Raw genomic sequence first — 24,002 nt, 5'->3', positions numbered from 1 at the left:
TTAATTTTTTGTAATCCATTTAATTAAAAAATTATTTTTTTTTCCTTTTTTAATTAAAGTAAAGTGTTTAAATAAACGATCTGTATTATTAAAAATATATAATGGATCTGTTTTTTTTTCACTATTTATACTAACTTCATTTAAACTTATTGCAATTCTTGCTTGATTTCTTGATTTGAATAATTTTGATTCAACCAATGCTTGTTGTAAATCTATGCCTTCATGTAATGTTATACATGGTATACCATCTTGTTCTAATTGTTCAAAATCAGATTTTGTTAAATTTAAAATTTTATTTGAAAATAAATTTTTACTAATTCGAGAAGCAGAAATGAAATTATTTTCTCCATGTACTAATTTGGTTATTTTTTCTGCTAAAATATATTGTGCATTATAATTTTTATTGTTTTTTTGATTTTTTTCTAATTCATTAATATCATTTAATTTCATGAATGTGAAAAATTTTAAAAATTTAAAAACATCATTATCGCTAATATTAATCCAAAATTGGTAAAATTTATATGGACTTGTTTTTTTTGGATCTAACCATATTGTTTCTGTTTCGCTTTTTCCAAATTTAGTTCCATCATTTTTTATAATTAATGGATGTGTAATACCAAAAACATGTTTTTTATTTAAACGTTTTGTTAAATCAATTCCTGAGATTATGTTACCCCATTGATCAGAACCACCAATTTGTAATTCAACATCGTAATTTTTATTTAAAATAGCAAAATCATAACTTTGTAATAAATTATATGAAAATTCTGTAAAAGAAATTCCTAAATTATTATGATTTAAACGTTGTTTAATAAATTCTTTGTTTATCATTTTATTGATTGAAAAATGTTTTCCAATATCTCGTAAAAATGTTAATAAATTTATTTTATTAAACCAATCATAGTTGTTAATAATTATTGTATTTTTTTTTTCATTATTATGATTTAAAATTTTTGAAACTTGATGTTTTATTTTTAATGTGTATTCTTGAATTATTTCTATTTGATTTATATTGCGTTCAATATTTTTAAAACTAGGATCACCAATTAGTGCTGTTGCTCCACCAATTAATACAATTGTTTTATGCCCTTTTAGTTTAAATCTATTTAAACATAGTAATGGAATAAGGTGTCCTATATGTAAACTATCTGATGTTGGATCAAATCCACAATATAAAGATATTTGTTTTTCTTTTAATCTTTTTATTAATTTATCTTTATTAGATAGTTGAACTATAAGATCACGTTCATATAATTTATTAATAATGTTTTTAGACATAACAATTTATTTAAAATTTTTTGTATATATTAAAAAAATAATGTTTATTATATCAGAAAAATAAAATTAATTAATAGAAAATTTATGGTGCTAATCTATCAATTTTCCAATTATTATTTTCTAGTTGATATAAAAAACGATCATGTAATCTATATTTTCCTCCTTGCCAAAATTCTACACTATTGAATATTATACGAAAACCACCTCAAAAACTTGGTAATGGGATTTCTTTATTTTTAAATTTTTCTTTTATTTCTAAAAATTTATTTTTTAAAATTGTTTTTGTTGAAATTTTTGATGATTGATATGATGCCCATGCTGAAATTTTACTATTTTTTGGTCTATTTTTATAATATTTAAATATTTCCATAGTTTTAAGAGGTTTTGCTATTCCAATAAAATTAACTTGACGTTCTAATTTTTTCCAAGTAAAATGTAAACTTATTTTGTTATTTTTTTTAATATGTTTAGCTTTACGGCTATTCATATTTGTATAAAAAATCAAACCAGTTTCATCTAAATGTTTTAATAAAACTATACGTTGATAAGGTTGACCTTTTTCATCTACGGTTGCAACGCACATTGCTGTTGGATCAGTTAACTGTAATTCACAAGCTTCTGTTAACCATTTTTTAAATAATATTAATGGATTTTGTGTTAAATCACTTCGTTTTAGTTCGTTTTTAATATATTCTCTACGTATTTTTGATATAGTAATTTTATTTATTTTGTTCATTATAATCTTTTATTTTTGTAATTTTGATTTAAAATATTTTTTATAATATATTTTGTTTAAAAAATATTATAAAAAAATATATGTAATTTTTAACCATTTATTTAAGAATAAATTTATTTGTATTTTTATAAAATTAATAATTAAGATAGTTTTTAACATATTTTTTTGTATAATATTGATTATAGTATTAATATAATTAATATGCATTATATTTAAGTTTTATTTTTTTTGTATAATATACATAAATATTTTTTGTAAAACTAAAATAGTTGTTTTGTATAAAATTTATATAATTTATTTTATTTTTTAAGTAGATATAAGTCATTAATATGTATTAATGGTTAATATTGGCAGAAAAATTAATTGTGTTATTATTTATAATAAATATAAATAAAATTTAATATAAAAAAATAAATTTATTATAATTTTTTATATATTTATTTTTTTTATAAAATATATTAATAATGTTTTATTTTTATATTTTAAAAAATATTATAATTTTATAAATGTTTTATATTTATATATATTGTAACACAGTAATTATAGTAATTTTTTTAAAAAAAATAATATAATCGAAAAAAATAAAGTTAGTAATTTATATATGAAATCTTTGATATTAAAAAATAATTTTAATACTTTAGTTAGTCGTTTTAGAGGATATTATCCTGTAGTTATCGATGTAGAAACTGGTGGTTTTAATGCAAAAACTGATGGTTTATTAGAAATTGCAGCAATTACTTTAAAAATGGATAATGAAGGTTGGTTATTAATTGATGATACAATACATTTTAATATAAAACCATTTGAGGGAGCAAACTTAGAACCATCAGCTTTAGCTTTTACTGGAATTGATCCAGAAAATCCATTGCGTGAAGCTGTTAGTGAACATGATGCATTGTATTCAATTTTTAAAGTTATACGTAAAGGAATGAAAAGTACGGAATGTAATAGAGCTATTATAGTTGCGCATAATGCTAATTTTGATCATGGATTTATTATGAATGCTGTATATCGTTCTGGTTTAAAGCGTAATCCTTTTCATCTTTTTGCTACTTTTGATACAGCAGCGCTTAGTGGGCTTGTTTTTGGACAAACAATTTTAGCTAGAGCTTGTATGGCTGCTGGGATTCCGTTTAATGGAAAACAAGCTCATTGTGCGTTGTACGATACAAATCGTACAGCTCTTTTATTTTGTGAAATTGTAAATAGATGGAAAAAACTTGGTGGATGGCCTATTTTTGATCAAAAGAATAAAACTACTATTAATTCCAATATTCAATTTAATTAAGATTGAAATTAATATTGGAACATAAATTAATAATTTTTATAATAATTATTAATTGTTTTTTTTATTAAAAGTTGTAAATCTCCTTTTATAAACATATCCGTGATAATATCGCAACCACCTATTAAAACTCCATTAATCCAAAGTTGAGGAAAAGTTGGCCAGTTTGCATATTTTGGTAATTCTTTTTTGATATCTAAATTTTGTAAAACATCAACATATGCAAATTTTTCTCCACAAGAACATAATGTTTGTGCGGCTTTTGCAGAAAAACCACAACTTGGGGATTTTGGAGATCCTTTCATATATAATAAAATAGGATTATTTTTAATTTGTTTTTTGATTTTTAAAATAGTTATCATTTTTTTAATAATGCAAAATAAATAATTTAATTTTATAAAAAACCATAATGTTTATTTGTTATTTTGTTTTATATAAAATTAATTAGTATAAAGATTTTTTTAAAAAACATAATAAAATAGAGATATATATCCTTATAATATCTCTATTAATAAAATGTGATTTATTAAATAATTATTTTTGAAATCATTAAAAATAATTAAAATTTTTTAATTACATTAGTAAAATTTACACTTGTAATTATATATTTTATCTATTTAGATGAAATCACATATGATACAGGTGTATGATCGTTTATAGTTGTTGCTTGTAATACTGTAGCTGCTTGAGCACTTATACTAGCTACTGTTGTAGCAGCAATAACAGTTGACAATAACACAGACGTCATTTTTTTATTAAACATAATATTCTCTCTATTAATATAAATTAAGAAAAAACAATTACGTGGTACAAAAAACACTTTTTTAATTGTGTTTTTTATAAAAAATAATCAATATAGTCATACTAAAAACAATTATCAGTTCATACAAAAATATAAATTTTATATAAATCACTCACCTCATATAATGAGTGAAATATTTAAATTGTTCTTATTTTAATAATAAGATATTAAATTTAATACTGATATATAAGTTTTTGATTTTAAAAAAAAATATAAGTATTTTTTTATATAAAAAATACTTATATGAATTAATTTTTTAAAATGTTTTGAAATTTATGTAATAGTTTTAAATATTTTTATAATAAAATAAATAGTTTTTTTGTATTGATATTTTATATATATTAATTATATATTATTTATTTAAAATAAAATATAGTTATTTTATATAAAATTATTTTTTATTTTTTTTAAATTCTCAATTGTATTTACGATAGTTTGTGTGTAAGAATCTATTTCAACATTAACTACATCACCTATATTTTTTTTTCCTAAAGTTGTTTTTAAAATTGTTTCTGGGATTAAATTTATAAAAAAATTTTTTTCATTAATGTCTCCTACGGTTAAACTTATGCCATCAATAGCAATAAAACCTTTATATGAAATATATTTCATGATATTTAAGTTTTTTAGAATTAAGCAAATTTGATAATTATATTTTGATTTTGAAATATTTATTATTTTAGCAGTTGTTATAATATGACCTGATAATATATGTCCGCCAATTTCGTCTCCGTATTTTGCAGAACGTTCAATATTAATAAAATCACCTTCTTTTATATTATTTAGATTAGTTAATTTTAATGTTTCTTTAATTAAATCAAAAGTAACTTTTTTTTTATTAATTTTTGTCACAGTTAAACAACAACCGTTATGTGAAACTGATGCACCAATTTTTAAATTAGTTAAAAGTTCTTTTTTAAATTCTAAAATATGTTTTTGAAAATTATTTTTTTTTATTATTTTAATAACTTGCATTGTATTTTCAATAATTCCTGTAAACATAATATTCCTTGTTTTATTATTAATTTTAGTTTTTTATTTTTTTAATATTATATATTTTTTAATAATTAGATCAATTAATATGAAATAAAAATATTTTTTTAATTATGTTATAATTTAATAATTTTAAAAATTTAAAGGTGTATACGTGCAGAAATATTTTATAGAAGCGCGTAGTTTATTAACTATTGGAATTCCTATTTTACTTGCTCAATTTTCACAAACTGCTATGGGTTTTATTGATACTGTTATGGCAGGAAGTGTTAGTGAAATTGAGATGTCTGCAATTGCTATAGGTCTTTCGATTTGGTTGCCTATTATTCTTTTTGGTCATGGTGTATTAATGGCATTAACACCTATAATTGTTCAAATGAATGGTTCTGGTCGTAGAAAATTAATTGCTGATCAAATTCAACAAGGTTTATGGTTAGCTTTTTTTTTAGCACTTTGTATTATGTTTTTACTTTATAATAGTAATTATTTTATAAATAATATATTACATATTGATAATGAGTTATCATTTAAATCAGTTCGTTTTCTTCGTGCGATTATGTGTGGTGTTCCTGGTTATTTATTTTATCAAGTTTATCGTAGTCAATGCGATGGATTATCAAAAACAAAACCAGGAATGATTATCGGTTTTATAGGTTTAATTGTTAATGTTCCAATTAATTATACATTTATTTATGGTCGTTTAGGTGTTCCTGCGTTTGGTGGTGTAGGTTGTGGAATTGCTACTGCATCAGTTTATTGGATTATGTGTATAATTATGAGATGGTATATAAAAAAAGCTCCAGCGTATTACGACATTGTGTCAGTTTATTCTTTTTCATTTCCAAAATTTTTAATTTTAAAGCGTATAATAAGATTAGGTTTACCAATTGGATTATCATTATTTTTTGAAGTTACGTTATTTGCGGTTGTAGCATTATTTATTTCTCCTTTTGGAATAGTTGCTGTTGCTGCACACCAAATTGCACTTAATTTTAGTTCTATTATGTTTATTTTTCCATTATCATTAGGTGTTGCGTCAACTATTCGTGTTAGTTATAATCTTGGTATGCGATCAATAGATGCAGCTAAAGTATCATCATATACTGGATTAGTTGTTGGTTTTTGTGTTTCATGTGTAACTGCAATTATTACTGCTATATTTCGTGAATCAATTGCTATTATGTATAATAAAAACTTAGAAGTTGTCTCATTAGCATCGAATTTAATGTTATTCGCAGCTTTTTATCAACTTTCAGATTCTATACAAGTTATTGGATCAGGTATTTTACGTGGATATAAAGATACACGTTCTATTTTTTTTATTACATTTACAGCTTATTGGGTTTTAGGGTTACCTTTTGGTTATATATTATCTTTAACTGATATTGTTACTTTTGCTATGGGTCCTAAAGGTTTTTGGATTGGTTTTATTATTGGATTAACTTCTTCTGCAATTGGTATTGTAACACGAATTTATTGGATTCATAAACAAACTGCTTTTTTTATTTTTTTAAAATCAAATAAATAACTGAAAAAATAATATTTTTATTTTTTATAATTTTTATATACAATTAGTATTTATGACAAATATTTTTTAATGCGTTCATAGCTCAGCTTGGTAGAGTACCACTTTGACATAGTGGGGGTCAGTAGTTCAAATCTGCTTGGACGCACCATTAAAAATTAATTTTATTAATATAAATATTAATATTTATATTAATTTATTTACACGAGTAAATATATTACGAATTATGGAATTTAAACCTTGAGTACGTGATGTTGTTAGATGTCGTTTTAAATCAAGTTGTTTAAAATAAGATTCAAAATCTTGTTTTAATATTTGACTAGCTGTTTTTCCTTGAAACAATATAATAACAATAGATAATAATCCTTTTACTATCATAGCATCACTATCACCAGTTAATATAATTGTTTTGTCTTGTTGTTTTTTTATATCTATCCAAACATTACTTTGACAACCTAAAATAAAATTACAGTTATTTTTTTGTGAATTAGATATTTTAGGAAGAGATTTTCCAAGTTTAATTATGTATAAATAACGTTCTTCCCAGTTATTACAAGATGAAAAATTTAGTAATAATTTTTTTTTATCCGGTAATATTAACATATTAATTTTCCTGAAAATAATAATATTATATATTAATTTAATATAGTTATTATATGTTTTAGTGTTTTAAATAAATAATCAATATCTTTTTTTGTTGTATACATTCCAATAGATATGCGACACATTGAAGTAACATTAAAGTGTTTCATTAATGGTATAGCACAATGATGACCTGTGCGTATTGCGATTCCATAATTATCTAATAATAAACCTATATCGTATGCATGGTATCTTCCTAAATTAAATGATAATACACCTTCACATTTTTCATTTCCATATAATATAATATTTGGTATTTCTTTTAATTTCGCTAGTGTATATTTTATTATATTTATTTCATGTATAAAAATATTTGTTAAATTTATTTTAATAAGATAATCAAAAACGGCTCCTAAACCAATAATAGCACTTATGTTTGGTGTTCCAGCTTCAAAGCGCCAAGGTGAATCTATGAATGTAATTTTATTATTAAAATTAACATCTTTAATCATAGCTCCTCCACCTTCCCAAGGTGGCATTTTTTTAAGAATATTTTCTTTTCCATATAATATCCCAATTCCTGTTGGCCCATATAATTTATGTCCAGAAAATACATAAAAATCACAATCTATTTCTTGAACATTTATTTTTTTATGAACTATGCCTTGTGCACCATCAATTAAAACATATAGGTAAACACCTTTTTTTTTTGCTATTGATTTTGCTTTTTTTATAATTTTTTGTATTGGATTTACAGTTCCTAATACATTTGAAATATGAGTTAAACTTAATAAACGTGTACGAGAATCAATTAAATTATATAATTCATTTAAATTTAATTCCCCATTATTATAAATATGTACTATTTTGATAGTAATATTAATTTGTTCAGCTAAAATATACCATGGAACAATGTTGGAATGATGTTCCATTTCTGTAATAATAATGTTATCGCCTTTTAAAAAAAAATTACGACCGAAACTATTTGCTATTAAATTAATAGCTTCTGTTGTTCCTTTTACAAATATAATTTCTTCACTAGAAAAAGCATTTATAAAATTTGCTGCTTTTTTTCGAATATCTTCTATCATTTTAGTAGCATTTGCACTTAGAGTGTGTATTCCACGATGCACAGCAGAATATTTATATAAAGTAAAATCTGATTGTTTTTTTATTACTTGTATAGGTTTTTGTGCACTTGCTGCGCTATCTAAATAAACTATAGGATGATTATTTATAAATTGTGAAAAAAAAGGAAAATCTTTTTTTATATTTTTAACATCAAATATCATAGTTTTTTAAATCTCAATTAAACGTTGGTGTATTTTTTTTATTACAGCTTGTTTTAATTCTTTTAAATTAATTGTGTCTGTTAATTTAGTAGCAACAGAAAATATTATCATTTTTTTTGCAATTTTATTATTAATTCCTCTAGAACACATATAAAATAATTGTTCTTTATTTATATAATCTACTGTTGTACCATGATTACATTTAACGTCATCTGTATAAATTTCTAATTGTGGTTTACTATAAACTTTTGCTTGTTCACCTAAAAGTAATGTATTGCTAGTCATTTTAGCATTTGTTTTTATTGCAATCGGTTTTACTTTTATTAGACCATTAAATATAGATTTGCTTTTATCCATTCCTATTATTTTATGTAATTGATTACTATTGCATAAACTTTTTTTATGTTCAACATATGTTTGAATATCTATTATTTCATTATTTTTAGGTATTAATAAACTATTTATTTCTAATTCAGAGTGTTTTCCATTTATGCAAGAATTTATACTATTACGAGTTAAAAAACCTCCTAATAAAAAATTATTACTTTTTATTTTATTATTTTTTCCTATAAAAATATCATTATCAGAAAAATGTTTAGCTTGATTGTTTTCATCATTTAATTTAAAATGATTGTATTCAGAATTATCTTTTATTTCAACAGTTAAACGTCCACCGGTAATATGATTTTTTTTATTTAAGCTAACAAAATGTTCAATTACATATGCTTTACTGTTTGTATCTATAATTAAGTGATAACGATATTGATTTATACTAATTTCTTGTTTATTACTTCCACTTGAAATATTTAATAAATATAATGGTTTTTCAATAAAATTATTTGCCGATAAATATATAAATAATGGTTTATTTACAAAACATTCATTGATATGTAAAAAAAAATTACTTTTTATTGCTTTTGGTAATACATGTTGTGTGTTTGAAATTTTAAATGGACCCATATTAGTTGAACTTAATTTTTTATCAAAACAACCATTTATTAGTACTATTTTATAAGAATCTAATTGTAAAGAGAGTTCTTTAATTTTTTTTTTATTGATATTTTTAAAATTATTTAATTGATATTTTGAACTTGAAATATAATTTAGTATTGAATAATACCATTCTTTATGATTTATTGCTGAAAAACATATTTTTTTTGCTATTTTTCAGTGTTTTTTTATATGTTTTGAATATCTTTTTTTATTTTCATTTAAGAGTGTATTAAATAATGTTATTATCTTTGTATTAATAGTTTTTATTTGAGCACGTTTTTTTTCTTTTTTATTATTTATTGATAAATAAATCATAACCATGCTCCTCTAATGTTTTTGCTAAATTAAAATCGCCGGATTTAATTATTCTCCCATTATGTAAAATATGAACGAAATCAGGTTGAATATAATTTAAAATTCTTTGGTAATGAGTTATAATTATAAATGAACGGGTTTTTGTTCGTAAAGAATTTATTCCTTTAGCGATATTTTTTAAAGCATCTATATCTAATCCTGAATCAGTTTCATCTAAAATACATAATTGTGGTTCAAGTATAGCCATTTGTAAAATATCATTTTGTTTTTTTTCTCCTCCAGAAAAACCGACGTTTACAAAACGTTTTAATAAATTTTCAGACATATTTAGTGATTTTATTTTATTTTTAATAAAATCTTGAAAATCACAAGGATCTAATACTTTTTGATTTCTATATTTTCTAATAGAATTGATTGATGTTTGTAAAAAAAAATAATTAGTTATTCCAGGAATTTCAACTGGATATTGAAAAGCTGAAAATATTCCTTCGCATGCACGTATTTCCGGTGTCATTTTTAAAAGATTTTTTCCTTTAAAAATAATTTCACCTTTTTCTATTTTATATTCATCTTTGCCTATTAATGTTGATGAAAATGTGCTTTTACCAGAACCATTAGGTCCCATAATAGCATGTATTTCACCATGTTTTACATCTAGTGATAATCCTTTTAAAATTTTATTGTTTTCTACACTAACGTGTAAATTTTTAACACTTAACATATTAATATGCCTTTTGTTGTTTAACATTATAGTTAACCAACTGAGTATTCCAAGTTAATTGCTAGTAATTTTTGTGCTTCTATAGCAAATTCTAATGGAAGTTTTGTGAAAACATCTTTACAAAATCCATTTATAATCATTGTTATAGCAGAATCTTCATTAATTCCACGTTGCAAGCAATAAAAAAGTTGATCTTCGCTTATTTTTGAAGTTGTTGCTTCATGTTCTAATTGAACTGTATTATTTTTTACTTTTATATATGGAAAAGTATTAGCAATACATTTTGATCCTATAAGCATAGAGTCACATCGTGTAAAATTTCGTGCATTATTTGCACTTGGAAAGATCTTTACAAGTCCACGGTAAGTATTTTGACTATTACCAGCAGAAATTCCTTTTGAAATTATCGTTGATTTTGTATTTTTTCCTATATGTATCATTTTTGTTCCTGTATCAGCTTGTTGTTTTCCATTTGTTAATGCTATAGAAAAAAATTCACCAATTGAATTATCTCCTTTTAAAATAACACTTGGATATTTTCAAGTTATAGCTGATCCAGTTTCAAATTGCGTCCAAGACATTTTAGAATTTTCGCCTTTACATAAAGCTCGTTTTGTTACAAAATTTAATATTCCATCGTTTTTTTTATTATTAAATCCAGAAAACCAATTTTGTATAGTTGAATATTTTACTTCAGCATTTTTGTGAATAATTACTTCAACAACTGCAGCGTGCAGTTGATAATTATTGTGTGCAGGTGCTGAACATCCTTCTATATAGCTCACATAACTATCTTCATCAGCAATTAATATTGTTCGTTCAAATTGATTTGTTTTTGCTGAATTAATTCGAAAGTAAGTTGATAATTCCATTGGGCAACGAATTCCTTTTGGAATATATACAAAAGTACCATCTGATGCTACTGCTGCATTTAATGCTGCAAAAAAATTATCGCTGTTTGAAACAACAGTACCTAAATATTTTTGTACTAGATCAGGATGATTTTTAATAGCTTCGTTAAATGAACTAAAAATTATACCTTGTTTAGCAAGCTCTTTACTGTACGTTGTTGATACTGAAACAGAATCAAAAATTGCATCTATTGCTACAGATGATTTTTTTTCATGAAGTGGGATTCCTAATTTATTAAATGTTTTTTTTATTTTTGGATTTAAAAATTTATTTTTTTCTAGAAAATTATTTTTTTGATTTTTATTTTTTTTAGAATCACAAGAATTATTGCAATAATTACATAATGGTGCAGAATAATAAATATAGTTTTGGTAATTTAATTTTGGATATTTTGCTTTTGACCAATGTGGTTCTTTCATTTTTTTCCATTGGTTAAAAGCTTCAATTCTAAATTGTAACATCCATTCAGGTTCATTTCGTTTTTTAGAAATAATTTTAATAATTTTTTCATTAATTCCTTTTTTTATTATATCAGATGCTATTTCAGTATAAAAACCTTCTTTATAATATTTGATATTTATTAAATTTTGAACGTCATTATTAATTTTTATATTGCTATATGACATAATATTATTTTTATATGTTAAACTCTAAAACTATGTCCGCATCCACAGGCATGTTGAGCTTTTGGGTTGTTAAATTTGAACGTTTGATTAAGTCCTTCTTGAACAAAATCTACTATTGTGCCATCAATAAATGGCATTGCTTCTTTTGGTGAATAAATATATGTTCCATCTAGTTCAAATGATAAATAATTATTTGTTGGTTTTTCTATTATTTCAAAAATGTATCCAAAACCTGCACATCCGTATTGTTTTATGTTAAATAAAATACCTTTTGCATTTGGATTTTGTGTCATTATTTTTTTTATTTGTTTTGCTGCATTATATGTTATACTAATTCCTTTCCATTTTTTTTTAATATATTGTTTTTTTTTTATACAATCATTCATATTAACCTCTTAATTTATCATTTTGTTAACATTTTATCAAAAAAAATAATTTTATTATTATATAATGTTAAAAATTGTTATTTTATTTCTAGTATTATTTTAAAAGATTGTATTTTGTTAAAAATATATTAGTTGTATTAATATATAAAAATAAAATATTTAAAAAAAACAAAATCATAAATCGTTTTTAAATCATATTTATATATAATGTTTAATTTACTTAAATTATGTATTTTATAAAAATATGTTTGCTAAGATATTTTTAAATATAAAATGATATAGTTTTTAAACATATTGATTTAAATTAATATGTTTATTTTAAACATATTAACAATATTCATTTTAAGTTCTATCTAGTAAATTTTTTATGTATTTAAAAACCTATAAATAATAATATACGTATAAATTGTAATACATCAAGTGTTTTTTAATAATAAAATTGTTATTAAAATTTTATAATTTAGTTATTTAAAAGTTATTTTTTCTATTAAATTAACATATTATATTATTTTAGATGTATTAAAAAGTAAATTTTGATGTTTTATTTTTAAAACTTATATTTGAATTATATAAATTATTAATAAAATAATATTTAACTAAAAAAATAATTTTAATTTATTTTATGTAATTATTAAGTATTAATAAAAAGTAAAAAAAATTCTTAATATTCAATATATTAAATAGTTTTGTTTTTTTATTGTGAATATCTATATAATGAATATTATGTATTAGCATTCTTAGTTTTTATATTATTATTTATAATTTTATTATGTTTTTGTTTTTATTAGATTATTACTTTTAAAGTAAAATATATTACTTATGTTAATTTAATTATTATTTAATATTTTATTATTTTTTTTAAATTTTTTAGTTATATATTTAAAAAAATATTTTCATATAGCGCATTAATATTTTATTTGAATTAATAAAATATTTTTATTGTATATATAATTTATTGTTTGATATTGGTTAACAAAATTGAATTTTTGAAATATTGATTTTTTACAATATATAGTATATTTAATTGAAATTATAGTTTGATATTATTTAAAAATAAAAATAAAAATGTTTTTATATTAAAATGTTAGATAAATTATATAGAATTGATAAATTACGTGTATTTAAGATAGATAAATTAATAACACCAGAGAATCTTATAAATGAAATTTCTATTTCTGAAAAAATTTTTAAAAATGTAATAAATGCACGTAAACGAATTAGAAAGATATTATTTAAAAATGATTTTCGATTATTGGTTATCGTAGGTCCATGTTCTATTCATGATATAAACTCTGCTATTGAGTATGCAAAAAGACTTAATATATTACGTAAAAGATATAAAAAATATCTTGAAATCATTATGCGTACATATTTTGAAAAACCACGTACTGTAATTGGTTGGAAAGGTTTAATTTTTGATCCTAATATAGATAATTCATATAAAATAAATATTGGTATTAAGTTAGCTAGAAAGCTTCTTTTAAAAATAAATGAAATTGGTTTACCTGTTGCCACAGAATTTCTTGATACTATTATAGTTCAATATATATCAGATCTTATTAGTTGGGGGGCAATCGGTGCTCGTACAGTTGAAAGTCAAATTCATCGAGGAATGGCTTCTGCTTTATCGTTCCCAATTGGATTTAAAAATAGTACTAAAGGTTGCATAAAAATTGCTATTGATGCTATTCTTTCATCAAGAACAACACATATATTTTTATCACAAGATAAAAATGGACAATTGGTTGCATATAAAACTAAAGGTAATCCTTATGGACATATAGTTGTACGTGGTGGAAAAAATCCAAATTATGATTTTAAAAAACTTTCTTATGTTTCTAATAAATTGCGTAAATTTAATTTACCAGAACATTTATTGGTTGATTTTAGTCATGGTAATTGTCAAAAAAATTATCGAAAACAATTAAAAGTTGCTTATAATATTGCTAATCAGATTAAAAACGGTTCTACTATAATTAGCGGTGTTATGTTAGAAAGTTTTTTAATTGAAGGTTCACAAAGTATTTCTTTAAAAAAATCTTTAGTTTATGGACAATCAATTACTGATCCGTGTATTGGATGGGAAGATACTGAACAAATTATAAAACTTCTTAATAATGCTGTTGAATATCGTTTTAAATTGTTTTTTTAAAATTTTCTTAAAAAATACATTGTTTTATATATTGATTTATTTTAGAAAAATAAAACAATATATTTTTAATAAAAATTAATTTTTTAGTAATCATATAAATTCAATAAATAAAATTTATTTATTAAACTTATATTTGTAATATGTTTTATATTGTATTATTTTTTTTGAATAAATAATATTATAAATTTTAATTTATTTATTGTACATATAAACGTATTTTTATATGTAAAATAGTTATATAATTTAAAATAGTATAATATTTAATTTAAGAAACATTTTATTTTTTATAATGTAATTAATTTTATATTAAAACAATTAAATATAAAAATCATATAGTTTTTTTATAAAAAATTTTAATATGATGTATTGTTATTTGATATATAAAAATTAATTTTATTAAATATTTTGAAAATTAATTGAAATTTATAATTATTTCGATATTTATAAATATATAATTTTAAATAAAAAAATAAGTTGGATATGTTATTAAATAAAGTTGATACTAAATGTTTGTTTTTTATAGTATATTATGTAATAGAAAAATAAATAAATATTAAAAAGTTTAACAAAACATTAAATGTTTTATAAATATATTATTTTTTCAAAAATTAAGAGTGAGTTTTTATGAATGTTGTTTCTGTAGTTGATATTATACAAAATAAAATAATTGTTAATTCAAAAGTTACTATTCAAGGATGGGTACGTAACAGAAGGGATTCAAAAGCAGGTTTTTCTTTTCTTACTATTTATGATGGATCTTGTAATAAATCAATACAAGTTATTGTAAATAATAATTTATCTAATTATAAAACTGAAGTTTTATTACTTACTACAGCTTGTTCAGTTATAATAACAGGAATTATAAAAAATTCTCCATTTCAAAATCAAAATTTTGAGATAAAAGCTATTAAAGTAAATGTTGTTGGTTGGGTTAAAAATCCTGATACATATCCAATATCAGCTAAATATCATACAGTTGAATATTTACGTGAAGTTGCTCATTTGCGGCCACGTACTAGTTTAATTGGTGCAGTTGCTCGTATTCGTCATGTAATAGCTCAATCTATTCATCGTTTTTTTAGTGATCAAGGTTATTTTTGGATTACAACACCTATTATTACTGCTTCTGATACTGAAGGAGCAGGTGAAATGTTTAGAGTTTCTACATTAAATTACAATGAATTATATCGTAATGGTAAAAATGAAATTGATTTTAGTAAAGATTTTTTTGGTCGCGAAGCATTTTTAAGTGTATCTGGACAGTTAAATTGTGAAGCTTATGCTACAGCTATTAGTAAAGTTTATACTTTTGGGCCTGTTTTTAGAGCAGAAAATTCAAATACAAGTAGACATTTAGCCGAATTTTGGATGATAGAACCTGAAGTTGCATTTGCAACTTTAAGTGATATTATTGTTATTGCAGAAAAAATGTTAAAGTATATTTTTTCTGAAGTACTTCATAAATGTTTAGACGATTTAAATTTTTTTGTCAATAATTTTAATAAAAATGTTATTTCTCGTCTTGAAAAAATTAAAGATATTGATTTTATTCAAATTGAATATACAGATGCTATAAAAATACTTAAAAAACATGAGAATTTTTTTAAAAAACCAATTAGTTGGGGAATTGATTTTTCTTCTGAACACGAACGTTATTTAACAGAATGTTATTTTAAAATCCCTGTAATTGTAAAAAATTATCCAAAAGATATAAAAGCTTTTTATATGAGAATTAATAAAGATAAAAAAACAGTAGCATCTATGGATGTTTTAATGCAAGATATAGGTGAAATAATTGGAGGTTCACAACGCGAAGAACGTTTAGATATGTTAGATATACGTTTAAATGAAATGAATATAAAAAAAGAAAATTATAAATGGTATCGTGATCTTCGTTCTTATGGCACAGTGCCTCATTCTGGTTTTGGTGTTGGTTTTGAACGTTTAGTAGCATATGTTACTGGTTTGAAAAATTTACGAGAAGTAATTCCTTTTCCACGTACACCAAAAAATATAGATTTTTAATCAGTTTTATATTAATAAAAAATTAATTTTTTATTAAAAAAAGTACTTTTGAAAATTTTGGTTTTATATTTTTATTTTTTATAAAAAAAGTATTTTTAGTAAATAAATTTATTTTTTTTTTTTTTTTTTTTTTGTAAATTAAAATTATTATTTTTTAGTATAAAAAATAGATTTATTAAGGATTTTAAATAATATTTAAATAAGGTAAAACAATGAAGAATAATATTATCGCATTATTTATGTTGTTTTTGTTTAGTATAAATAAAGTTAATGCAATTGAAATTTATAATAAAAATAATAATAAATTAGACATTAATGCTAAAATTAATATACGTCATTCCATTTCTAATGCAAAAGGTAATTCTGGTATTAAAATAGATGATATTGATAATTCACGTGTTCGTTTTGGAGTTAAAGGTGATAAACAAATTATTGATGATTTAATAGGTTTTGTTAATTTTGAATATGAAACTAAAATTAATAAAGGCGAGGATAATAATATTGTTAAAAATCGTTTATCATATATAGGTTTGAAATTTGTTGATTTAAGTTCTATAGATTATGGTCGTAATTATGGTATAATATATGATATATCATCATGGACTGATGTGTTGCCAATTTGGGGCGGTGATTCAATTTCTCAAACTGATACTTATATGACTGGTCGCAATAGAAATCTATTAACATATAGAAATAAAAATGGTTTTGGTTATATAAAAGGTTTGAATTTGGCGTTACAATATCAAGCTAAAAATATTGAAAATAATAATAATATTGATTTATATTATAGGGATAACTGTGAAGGCTATGGAATTTCAAGTACTTATTCAATTGGTAATGGTTTAACTTTAGGTGGTAGTTATTTTAATTCTATTCGTCCTGAGATGCAAAAAATTAAAGATTTTGCTTACGATAGCAATGCTCAAGCATGGAATATTGGTAGTAAATTAGATAGAAATAATTTGTATTTTGCAGCGATGTACGGTGAAGCATTAAATGTATCTCATTTTGGTAAAACTAATTATATTGCGAATAAAACAAAAAATACTGAATTTGTAGTACAATATTTATTTGATTCTGGTTTAAAACCGTCTTTTGCATTTATTAAGTCAAAATGTAAAAATTTAGATATTTATGATAATAAAAATATTTTAAAATATATTTCTATTGGTTCTTATTATGTTTTTAATAAGAATATTTATATGGTTGTTGATTATAAAATAAATTTATTGAAAAACACAGATTTTATTAAAGAAATGAGTATAAATACTGATAATTTAATTGGTTTAGGTTTTTCTTATAAAATTTAAATTAGAATTAATAAAATTATATAAGCTATATTTATTTTTGGTTTTAAAGTTTTTAAATAAGTTTTAAATAATTAAATTATTATGTGTAATTTATTTAAATTTTGTTTTTTAGTTATAATTATTTTGGACTAAAAATATGTTTGAAAAAATTATTTTTATTAAGGAAGATCCTATTTTAGGTGTTTTAGATGATTTTAATTCTGATTTACGTATTAATAAAATTAATTTAGGTATTGGGATTTATAAAGATAATAATGGGAAAACATTAATACTTAATAGTGTAAAAAAAGCTGAAACTTTTTTGTTACGTGATAAAGATAATAAAAATTATCTTTCTATTGAAGGAATAAAAGAATTTAATCGTATAACTCAAGAATTATTATTTGGGTTTAATCATGAAATAATAATATCCAATCGTGCTTGTACAGTTCAAACTGTAGGTGGTACTGGCGCTTTACGTATTGCCGCTGATTTTATTGCTAAACAAACTAAAGTTAATTTTGTATGGATTAGCAATCCAGGTTGGCCTAATCATAAAAATATTTTTAAATCTTCTGGTTTTAAAGTTATGACTTATAATTATTATGATGATGTTAATCATAATATAAATTTTGATTGTATGTTAAATGATTTATCGCATGCTATCGATGGAGATGTTGTTGTTTTACACGGTTGTTGTCATAATCCAACGGGGGTTGATTTAAATTTTGATCAATGGGTAAGACTTTCTGAATTTTGTTCGAAAAAAAATATTTTACCTGTTTTTGATTTTGCGTATCAAGGTTTTTATAAAAGTTTAGATGAAGATGTTAATGGCTTACGTATTTTTGTTAAAAATAACCCTGAAATAATTATAGCAAGTTCGTTTTCAAAAAATTTTGGTTTATATAATGATCGTGTTGGTGCTTGTACTTTTGTTACAAAAGATAATGATATCGCAAATAATGTACTTAGTCACATAAAATCTATTGTTCGTTCACATTATTCTACACCTCCAGCACATGGAGCAGCAATAGTAACTACTATTTTAAATAATAAATTATTACGAGAAGATTGGATAAACGAATTAACTATTATGCGCAATCGAATTAAATTTATTCGTAATAAATTAGTTGAAATATTAGAAAAAAAAGATGTGAAAGTAGATTTTAGTTTTATAAAAAAACAATATGGCATGTTTTCTTTAAGTGGTTTAACAAATTTACAAATAAAATGTCTTCGTGATAAATTTGGTATTTATATGATTAATTCTGGTCGAATAAATGTTGCTGGAATTACTTTAAAGAATATTGAATACTTATGTAATTCACTTGTGAGTGTATTATAGTATATTTTATATTAATATTAATTTATTAAATAAATAAATTAATATTCAATAAAATTAATATATTATTTATTTACTGAAATATTATAAAAGTTATTAATAATTTAATAAAAATAAATTAAAATTTTGGTATTACATTTATAATAAAATATATTGTTAAATATATTTTATATTTTAAAATAAAAATGAATTAGTTTTTATTTCATGACCAATATTTGATATTTCACCATGTCCTGGAATAAAATAGTAATTATTTCCTAACGGTAGTATTTTTTTCTTAATTGAATTAATGAGATCTTTATAATTACTTCTTGGTAAATCAGTTCGTCCTATTGTTCCTTTAAATAATATATCACCGACAGAAATAATTTTGTAAAAAAAATTTATAAAAATTATATGTCCTGGTGTATGTCCAGGACAATGTAATACATCAAATATAAGATTATCACAAAAAATTTTATCTCCTTCATTTAACCAATAATCTGGAGTAAATTCTTTATAATTATCAGTTTGAAACATTGTATTTTGTTTAGTTAAGTTTTTTATTAAAAATAAATCTTCTTTTTGTGGTCCGTAAATTGGTATTGAAAAATGATTAGAAATAAATGACGAAGCACTTATATGATCAAAATGCCCGTGGGTTAACAATATTTTTATTGGTTTTAATTTATTAAAATTAATAATAGAAATTATTTTTTTTGCATCACCACCTGGATCTACTATTACAGCTTTTTTTGAATTTATATTCCAAAATATATGGCAATTTTGCATTAATGGTGTTACTGGGATGATAGTATATTTCATATATGTATTTAAAAATTATAAAAATATTTCATAAAAACAAGATATTTAAATTATTAATATAATAAAATATTAATAAAAACATTTTGTTATATTAATAATTTTTGTTAAAAAACTTATTAGATTTTTAGATATATTATATATGCTATAATTATTTAATATCAATGTGTTTTAAGGTTATAATTAATTATATTTATTTTTATATTAAATTTAAATATTTTTAAAATATTATTAGTTTTTTAGTTAAAGTTTTTAATAGATTTTAGATCTTCTAAAGTATCTATACTATGATTATAATATTTTTTAACAATACTAACATATATTTTTTCTCTATGCCATAAAACTCTATTTTGTTCTAATTTTTCTATTTTTTCTAATGGACTAGGTTCTAAATTGATATAATGACGTATAAATCCAGCATTATAAGCATAAATTCCTATATGACGTAATAAATTATTAGTATTTTTACTTTTTGTAAACAAATATTTTGCATTTCATGGTATTGGAGATCTAGAAAAATAAATAGCATAATTTTGTTTATCTATAACAACTTTTACTATATTAGAATTTAAAAAATCTTGACTTTTTTTAATATGAGTGGCAAGCGTAATCATGTTAGTTTTTTTATTTAAAAAATCATATGCTATTTTATTAATGTTTTCTGGTGGAATAAATGGTTCATCGCCTTGTACATTAACAATAATTTCATCATCTGAAAATTTATAAATATTTATTACTTCTGCTATTCGTTCTATACCAGAACGATGGTAGTTATTTGTCATACAAATTTCTCCGCCGTTTTTAGTTATAACGTTAGCAATATCTTTATGATCTGTTGCAATAATTATTCTTTTTGCATTAGATTTTATAGCTTGTTCCATTACTCTAACAATCATTGGTTTACCGTTGATATCTATGAGAGGTTTTCCTGGTAAACGTGTTGAAGAATATCTAGCAGGTATAATAATAGTAAACATTGGCTTTTTATAAAAATTGTTTATATTGATATATTATATCAATAATTAATGTTTTTTAAATTTTTTTTTAAAATAATTTTTTTTATTTCTTTTAAAATTATTTTAGATTTTTGTTTATTTAATTTAGCATATATTGGTACGTACCACCAATTGTTTTGAGCAAAATTTTGACATTTAACAGCATCTTTTTCTGTCATAAATAAAATTTCATTTTGTTTTGTTAAAGAAATAAGTTCTTGTAATTTATAATATTTATGATCAGAAAAAGCATAAGTATTAATCAAAATTAATCCTTTGTTTTTTAAATACATAAAAAAGCGATAAGGAAAACCAATTCCTGCTATAGCAACAACAGAATTAAAATCTGTAATTTTACATATTTTTTTTGTTAAAAGATTTATACAAAAATTTCCTTCAAGAGACATTTCTATTTCTTTTTCTATTGAATTACCACCATTAATAATTAATGCATTTACTTTTGTTAATCTATTTTTGCGTTCACGCATAGGTCCTGCTGGTAATAAAAATCCATTTCCAAAACGTCTCTGTCCATCAATCACTATAATTTCATAATCACGTTGTAATGCATAATGTTGTAACCCATCATCTGTTATAATCACATCTAAAATAAATTTATTTAATAATGTTTGTATTGCTTTTTTTCGTTTTGGAGCAACAGCTATAGGTACTTTTGTACGTTGAAAAATTAATATAGGTTCATCTCCAGCAGTTTGTGTTGTGGTATTGCTGTCAACAATTAATGGATATTTTTTTGTTTTTCCTTTATATCCTCTTGATATAACTCCAACTTTATACCCTTCTTTTTTTAATGATTCAACTAACCATATAACTACAGGAGTTTTACCATTACCTCCTATTGTAATATTACCAACAATAATCACAGGAATAGGTGATTTCCATGAACGTAATAATTTTATTTTATAACTTATTTTTTTTAAGAATATTATGAGCTCGTATAAAAAAGATAATGGTATTAATAATATATATAACCATGATTTATTAAACCAAATTTGTTCTATTATTGATTGAAGTGTATTTTGTGTAGATGAGCATAAGCTCCATTTTTTTTTAATAATGTTATATGATCTCCTCGTTCTATAATTTTACCTTCTTGAACAACTAGAATTTCATCTGCATTTTTGATAGTTGAAAGTCTATGAGCAATAATTAAAGATGTTCTATTTTTTTGAAGTTTATTTAATGCCGATTGAATTTTACGTTCAGATTCAGTATCTAATGACGATGTTGCTTCGTCTAAAATTAAGATAGGAGCATCTCGTAATAAAGCTCTAGCAATAGCAATCCGTTGTCGTTGACCGCCGGAAAGCGTAACACCATTTTCTCCAATTATTGTATTTAACCCTTTATCCAATTTAGAGACAAAATCCATTGCATAAGCAGCTTTTGCTGCTTTTTCTATTAGTTCATTACTATAATCAATGTTTGTTGCATATGCAATATTATTAGCAATTGTATCATTAAATAAATAAACATGTTGTGATACCAAAGCAACTTTGTTACGTAATGATTCTAATGTATAATCACGAATATCATTACCATCAATACGTATACTTCCTTTATCTATTTCATAAAATCGTGTAAATAAATTTACTATTGTTGATTTTCCTGAGCCTGAAGGTCCAACTAATGCTATAGATTTACCAGCTGGTAATTTAAATGAAATATCTTCTAATGTTGGATGATCTTTAGTAGCATATGTAAATGTTACATTTACAAACTCTATATTTCCTTTTATTGTTTTTAATATTTTTGTTCCTTCATTTTTTTCTTGTGCACTATCTAAAATGTTAAATAAAGTTTGTGAAGCTACCATTCCTTGTTGAAATTGCGAATTAACATTAGTTAATGACTTTAAAGGTCTCATTAATGCAAACATTGTAGAAAAAATTACAGCAATAGTTCCAGGAGTTAATTGATTTCGAATTTCTGGAAAACTTACAGAATATAAAATAAGTGCTAACGCAACTGATGCTATTAGTTGAATAATTGGATCTGAGATTGCAGAAGCAGTTATCATTTTCATATTTTGACAACGTATATTATTACTAATCATATTGAATCGTTTTGTTTCAATTTTTTGCCCTCCAAAAATTAAAATTTCTTTATGTCCTTTTAACATTTGTTCAGTACTTGATGTAATATTTCCCATACTAGTTTGCATATTTTTGCTAATTTGACGAAAACGATTTGAAACAATATGAATTGTAATAAAAACAGCAGGAGATATTATTATTAAAATTAATGATAATAACCAATTATAATAAAACATAACTATAAAAAGACCTACAATATAAGTGCTTTCACGAATTATAGTTATTAATGCTCCTGAAGATGATGAGGCGATTTGTTCAGAATCATATGTTATTCTTGAAAGTAATGTACCTGTTTGTTGTTGATCAAAAAAACTAACAGGCATACCTATCATATGTTGAAATAATTTTCTTCTCATATTCATAACAACTTTTCCTGCTACCCAGGAGATGCAATAAGTAGATATAAATGCTGATATCCCACGAATCGTTATTAAACCTAATACTACTATAGGAAGTAATTTGAAAATATTATTTTCTGTTTTATGAAAACTTTCATCTAGTAAAGGTTTTAATAATGAAATCATAAAAGCATCACTAGCAGCATTTATCATAAGAGCTATTGATGCAATTATTAATCTTGATTTAAACGGCGAAATATTTGGCCATAATCTACGAAATGTTTTTTTTATATAAAGTTTTTTTTTGTCCATTAGTTGTTATAAAATCTATCATAATCATTTTATTATATATATTTCATTTAATTAAATTTTAATATTTGTTTATATAATTTATGATTATTTATATTTAGTATTTTATATTTCTATTTATAATATAAAAAATTATACGTTTATATAAATATATGCATTATATGATATATATGATATAAAAAAAT

The 24,002-nt window shown here is 22.2% G+C and carries 21 protein-coding genes and 1 tRNA gene; 7 read left to right on the top strand and 15 right to left on the bottom strand.

Annotation, left to right across the window (positions count from 1 at the left end):
• Nucleotides 1-1,278, bottom strand: coding sequence for a tyrosine--tRNA ligase (gene tyrS, locus AAGD61_RS02485; protein ID WP_341764876.1), 1,278 nt, complete (start codon nucleotides 1,276-1,278; stop codon nucleotides 1-3).
• A gap of 82 nt (nucleotides 1,279-1,360) precedes the next feature.
• Nucleotides 1,361-2,014 carry a pyridoxamine 5'-phosphate oxidase gene (pdxH, locus tag AAGD61_RS02480; RefSeq protein WP_341764875.1) on the bottom strand — a complete coding sequence of 218 codons (654 nt, stop codon included), beginning with the start codon at nucleotides 2,012-2,014 and terminating at the stop codon, nucleotides 1,361-1,363.
• Nucleotides 2,015-2,615: 601 nt separating this feature from the next.
• On the opposite strand from pdxH, the gene rnt reads away from it, so the two are divergent.
• Nucleotides 2,616-3,302, top strand: coding sequence for a ribonuclease T (gene rnt / locus AAGD61_RS02475; protein ID WP_341764874.1), 687 nt, complete (start codon nucleotides 2,616-2,618; stop codon nucleotides 3,300-3,302).
• 26 nt (nucleotides 3,303-3,328) lie between these two features.
• Here rnt and grxD read toward each other — a convergent pair whose 3' ends face one another.
• The 3 genes from grxD to AAGD61_RS02460 form a co-directional block, all read right to left on the bottom strand.
• A complete protein-coding gene (grxD, locus tag AAGD61_RS02470; RefSeq protein ID WP_341764873.1) occupies nucleotides 3,329-3,661 on the bottom strand; it encodes a Grx4 family monothiol glutaredoxin in 333 nt (110 codons plus the stop codon).
• Nucleotides 3,662-3,912: 251 nt separating this feature from the next.
• The gene (locus AAGD61_RS02465; protein WP_341764872.1) at nucleotides 3,913-4,062 is read right to left on the bottom strand and encodes a hypothetical protein; all 150 of its coding nucleotides are present in this window, start codon (nucleotides 4,060-4,062) and stop codon (nucleotides 3,913-3,915) included.
• A gap of 420 nt (nucleotides 4,063-4,482) precedes the next feature.
• A complete protein-coding gene (locus AAGD61_RS02460; RefSeq protein WP_341764871.1) occupies nucleotides 4,483-5,103 on the bottom strand; it encodes a riboflavin synthase subunit alpha in 621 nt (206 codons plus the stop codon).
• Nucleotides 5,104-5,248: 145 nt separating this feature from the next.
• Here AAGD61_RS02460 and AAGD61_RS02455 point away from each other — a divergent pair, with 145 nt between their 5' ends.
• Together AAGD61_RS02455 and AAGD61_RS02450 are read left to right on the top strand one after the other, a co-directional pair.
• Complete coding sequence (locus tag AAGD61_RS02455; protein ID WP_341764870.1) at nucleotides 5,249-6,622, top strand: MATE family efflux transporter; 1,374 nt, start codon at nucleotides 5,249-5,251, stop codon at nucleotides 6,620-6,622.
• A 71-nt stretch (nucleotides 6,623-6,693) separates the two neighbouring features.
• Nucleotides 6,694-6,770: transfer RNA gene (locus AAGD61_RS02450), tRNA-Val, on the top strand.
• Nucleotides 6,771-6,805: 35 nt separating this feature from the next.
• Here AAGD61_RS02450 and sufE read toward each other — a convergent pair.
• The 6 genes from sufE to AAGD61_RS02420 are packed head-to-tail and all read right to left on the bottom strand — an operon-like array spanning nucleotide 6,806 to nucleotide 12,446.
• Nucleotides 6,806-7,222, bottom strand: coding sequence for a cysteine desulfuration protein SufE (gene sufE, locus AAGD61_RS02445; RefSeq protein WP_341764869.1), 417 nt, complete (start codon nucleotides 7,220-7,222; stop codon nucleotides 6,806-6,808).
• 32 nt (nucleotides 7,223-7,254) lie between these two features.
• Nucleotides 7,255-8,493 (bottom strand): SufS family cysteine desulfurase, encoded by a 1,239-nt coding sequence (locus AAGD61_RS02440; RefSeq protein WP_341764868.1) that lies wholly within the window; start codon nucleotides 8,491-8,493, stop codon nucleotides 7,255-7,257.
• A 6-nt stretch (nucleotides 8,494-8,499) separates the two neighbouring features.
• Nucleotides 8,500-9,801 carry a Fe-S cluster assembly protein SufD gene (gene sufD / locus AAGD61_RS02435; protein WP_341764867.1) on the bottom strand — a complete coding sequence of 434 codons (1,302 nt, stop codon included), beginning with the start codon at nucleotides 9,799-9,801 and terminating at the stop codon, nucleotides 8,500-8,502.
• The gene (gene sufC, locus AAGD61_RS02430; protein ID WP_341764866.1) at nucleotides 9,779-10,522 is read right to left on the bottom strand and encodes a Fe-S cluster assembly ATPase SufC; all 744 of its coding nucleotides are present in this window, start codon (nucleotides 10,520-10,522) and stop codon (nucleotides 9,779-9,781) included. Before sufC ends, sufD begins: the two co-directional genes overlap by 23 nt.
• A 32-nt stretch (nucleotides 10,523-10,554) precedes the next feature.
• Entirely contained in the window at nucleotides 10,555-12,060 is a 1,506-nt protein-coding gene (sufB, locus tag AAGD61_RS02425; protein ID WP_341764865.1) for a Fe-S cluster assembly protein SufB, read from the bottom strand.
• Between the two features lie 17 nt (nucleotides 12,061-12,077).
• Nucleotides 12,078-12,446, bottom strand: coding sequence for an iron-sulfur cluster assembly accessory protein (locus AAGD61_RS02420; RefSeq protein ID WP_341764864.1), 369 nt, complete (start codon nucleotides 12,444-12,446; stop codon nucleotides 12,078-12,080).
• A gap of 1,093 nt (nucleotides 12,447-13,539) precedes the next feature.
• On the opposite strand from AAGD61_RS02420, the gene AAGD61_RS02415 reads away from it, so the two are divergent.
• The 4 genes from AAGD61_RS02415 (at nucleotide 13,540) to AAGD61_RS02400 (ending at nucleotide 19,260) form a co-directional block, all read left to right on the top strand.
• Nucleotides 13,540-14,598 (top strand): 3-deoxy-7-phosphoheptulonate synthase, encoded by a 1,059-nt coding sequence (locus tag AAGD61_RS02415; RefSeq protein WP_341765302.1) that lies wholly within the window; start codon nucleotides 13,540-13,542, stop codon nucleotides 14,596-14,598.
• Nucleotides 14,599-15,222: 624 nt separating this feature from the next.
• Nucleotides 15,223-16,623: an asparagine--tRNA ligase gene (gene asnS / locus AAGD61_RS02410; RefSeq protein WP_341764863.1), complete on the top strand. Its 1,401-nt coding sequence runs from the start codon at nucleotides 15,223-15,225 to the stop codon at nucleotides 16,621-16,623.
• A 212-nt stretch (nucleotides 16,624-16,835) separates the two neighbouring features.
• Nucleotides 16,836-17,933 carry a porin gene (locus AAGD61_RS02405; RefSeq protein WP_341764862.1) on the top strand — a complete coding sequence of 366 codons (1,098 nt, stop codon included), beginning with the start codon at nucleotides 16,836-16,838 and terminating at the stop codon, nucleotides 17,931-17,933.
• A 136-nt stretch (nucleotides 17,934-18,069) separates the two neighbouring features.
• Entirely contained in the window at nucleotides 18,070-19,260 is a 1,191-nt protein-coding gene (locus AAGD61_RS02400) for an amino acid aminotransferase (RefSeq protein WP_341764861.1), read from the top strand.
• Nucleotides 19,261-19,431: 171 nt separating this feature from the next.
• Here the strand turns inward: AAGD61_RS02400 and AAGD61_RS02395 are convergent, their stop codons facing one another.
• From AAGD61_RS02395 to msbA, 4 genes are all read right to left on the bottom strand, one after another.
• The gene (locus AAGD61_RS02395) at nucleotides 19,432-20,061 is read right to left on the bottom strand and encodes an MBL fold metallo-hydrolase (protein ID WP_341764860.1); all 630 of its coding nucleotides are present in this window, start codon (nucleotides 20,059-20,061) and stop codon (nucleotides 19,432-19,434) included.
• 236 nt (nucleotides 20,062-20,297) lie between these two features.
• On the bottom strand, nucleotides 20,298-21,035 hold the full coding sequence (gene kdsB / locus AAGD61_RS02390) for a 3-deoxy-manno-octulosonate cytidylyltransferase (protein ID WP_341764859.1): 738 nt from the start codon (nucleotides 21,033-21,035) through the stop codon (nucleotides 20,298-20,300).
• A gap of 20 nt (nucleotides 21,036-21,055) precedes the next feature.
• On the bottom strand, nucleotides 21,056-22,078 hold the full coding sequence (gene lpxK / locus AAGD61_RS02385; protein ID WP_341765301.1) for a tetraacyldisaccharide 4'-kinase: 1,023 nt from the start codon (nucleotides 22,076-22,078) through the stop codon (nucleotides 21,056-21,058).
• Nucleotides 22,075-23,820 (bottom strand): lipid A ABC transporter ATP-binding protein/permease MsbA, encoded by a 1,746-nt coding sequence (msbA, locus tag AAGD61_RS02380; protein WP_341764858.1) that lies wholly within the window; start codon nucleotides 23,818-23,820, stop codon nucleotides 22,075-22,077. The genes lpxK and msbA overlap by 4 nt, the downstream gene beginning before the upstream one ends.
• Nucleotides 23,821-24,002 lie beyond the last annotated feature (182 nt).

Source organism: Candidatus Providencia siddallii (genome assembly GCF_964026685.1).
GTDB lineage: Bacteria > Pseudomonadota > Gammaproteobacteria > Enterobacterales > Enterobacteriaceae > Providencia_A > Providencia_A siddallii_A.
This window is presented reverse-complemented; position numbering and strand designations above follow the sequence as displayed.